Consider the following 1,975-nt stretch of genomic DNA (forward strand, 5'->3'; position numbering starts at 1 on the left):
CGTAAAACGGCGGGGCGGAGTGCCCGCCGATGGCCGCAAACCGCTCCGCTTGGGTAAAACCGATCAGCAGCGCCCAACCGCCGCCGCGCGAAAGGCCGCCCAGCCCGCGGCAGGATGAGTGGCGGCAAACCGCCGGATACTGCCCGGCTAACCACGGTAAAAGTTCATCCATCAGCGCGCGGTCATACCCACTTTCATAGGGATTGCGCAGCGAGTATTCCTCATAAGGCAGGGCGATGACCAGCGGTGGAATGACCTTTTCGGCTATCAGGCGGTCGGCCGTTTCGGCCAGCCCCAGTCGCAGCCACTGCGCGGCATCGGCCGACTGGCCGTGCAGCAGAATCAGGAGAGGAACAGTTGCTGCACGCTCGGCTGCAAAACAGGGCGGCAGGTACAGGTAACCCTGCAGCGGCTTGCCGAGCGATACCGAATCCAGGCTGAACGCTTCAACCTGCCCGCCCTGCTCAAGACAATCTGGCGTTGGGGTGAGAGCAGCTGCAGGCGTAAGCGTTGGGATGGGGGTATCCGGGTTGGGGCGGCTGGGTGATGGACGGCTGGCAGGGAATGGAGTACTTTGTACCGGTGTTGGCGTGCTGGCAGTGAGGGCCGGCATACAGGCCGAAACCAGCCAGCCCAACACCAGCAGCCACATCCTCCCCGTTATGGTTTTCTCAAAGTTCCTTGACAACCCTGAAACATTGGATCGAAACTTGAATTGTGGCGAAACGAACCCCCTCCCTCCTCCCCCAAAATCGCTGCGCCGATTTTGGGGGAGGCGCAGGAGGGGGCAAAATCGCTCGATTTGACGTATCCGTGGATTATTCCGAATAGACATCGATCATCACCTGCCATCTGCCGTTTGACCGTTTTCGACTTTGAGAAAGCCGCATCCTCCTCGTCCTTCTTCCTTGACGATTGTGCATGGTTCGGATTATACTCTGACGCGCCGGGGTGTAGCGCAGTTGGCAGCGCACCGCGTTTGGGACGCGGGGGTCGGCGGTTCAAGTCCGCCCACCCCGACCACACGGCAAGCAACCGCCGAGCCCGCTCGGCGGTTTGCCCGATAAATCCCAGCCCAATCTTGAACATGCGGAAGCCGAGCCATGATGAAACTGCTCAAACGAGAGAAAAACCCCGCCACGCTGCCCTCGCGTTACGATGTGGTCATTGAAGCGGTGCGCTATAATGAGGATGGCAGCCTGAAAACTGCCCGCATTTACGAACGGCGCGGCCCAACCTGGTCGGACCGACTGTTGATTTCGCGGCAGGAATTGCTGGAGCGCCTCAAGAAAGGACAAAAGGTGGTGATCGGCGCCCGCAAACCCTACCTTGCCAGTACGTTTGAAGTGGTTGCAAACGTTCAACTGACCAGCGTAAACGGGCGTGAGGTGCTGACGACAACGGCCGAACAATCCGCCCAGGACTGCCTGCCGCAAGCCCCGCTGTTCTGAAATCCTCTCCTTTTTTCAGCAAACTTTGACCCCACCCCTTCTTTCCATCATCATTCCCGCCTATAACGAAGAACGGCGGCTGCCGGATACCCTGCAGAAGATTTCCAGTTTTCTACTCCGGCAGGATTACACCTACGAAGTGGTGGTGGTTGAAAACGGCAGCACCGACCGGACACTGGATATCGCCCGCTTGTTCGAGCAGGATTATCCCTTTGTGCGCGCCATGCACCTGGAAGGGCGCGGAAAAGGGCTGGCGGTGCGCGCCGGGATGCTGGCGGCCGAGGGTGAATACCGCTTTATTTGCGATGCCGACCTTTCCATGCCCATTGAGGAAGTCAACCGCTTCATCCCGCCACTCAAGCCGGAGGGGGAAATCATCATTGCCTCGCGCGAGGCGCCCGGCGCGGTGCGTTATGATGAGCCGATTTACCGCCACCTGAGCGGGCGGGCGTTCAATCTGGCGGTGCGCCTGCTGGCCCTGCCCGGCTTGCGGGATACCCAGTGCGGTTTCAAGTGCTTTTCGG

Annotated in this window: 3 protein-coding genes and 1 tRNA gene; 3 read left to right on the forward strand and 1 reads right to left on the reverse strand. The window is 59.9% G+C overall.

Annotation, left to right across the window (positions count from 1 at the left end; all coding sequences use genetic code 11):
* On the reverse strand, positions 1 to 652 hold a 652-nt coding region (locus VAE48_RS12940), incomplete at its 3' end, for an alpha/beta hydrolase (RefSeq protein ID WP_322793749.1).
* Positions 653 to 947: 295 nt separating this feature from the next.
* Between VAE48_RS12940 and VAE48_RS12945 the strand changes: the two genes are divergently transcribed.
* The 3 genes from VAE48_RS12945 to VAE48_RS12955 all read left to right on the forward strand — a co-directional run.
* Positions 948 to 1,023 (forward strand) — tRNA-Pro (locus tag VAE48_RS12945).
* 80 nt (positions 1,024 to 1,103) lie between these two features.
* Positions 1,104 to 1,451, forward strand: coding sequence for a hypothetical protein (locus tag VAE48_RS12950; RefSeq protein WP_322793750.1), 348 nt, complete (start codon positions 1,104 to 1,106; stop codon positions 1,449 to 1,451).
* A gap of 25 nt (positions 1,452 to 1,476) precedes the next feature.
* Positions 1,477 to 1,975, forward strand: a 499-nt coding sequence (locus VAE48_RS12955) for a glycosyltransferase (RefSeq protein ID WP_322793751.1), incomplete at its 3' end; no start/stop codon positions are given.

The sequence above is a fragment of the Bellilinea sp. genome, assembly GCF_034432615.1.
Lineage (GTDB): Bacteria > Chloroflexota > Anaerolineae > Anaerolineales > Anaerolineaceae > Bellilinea.

Bases quoted from the DNA above. Each gene is read 5' to 3' on its own strand.
- VAE48_RS12950 (WP_322793750.1), top strand. From the start codon at position 1,104: ATGATGAAACTGCTCAAACGAGAGAAAAACCCCGCCACGCTGCCCTCG.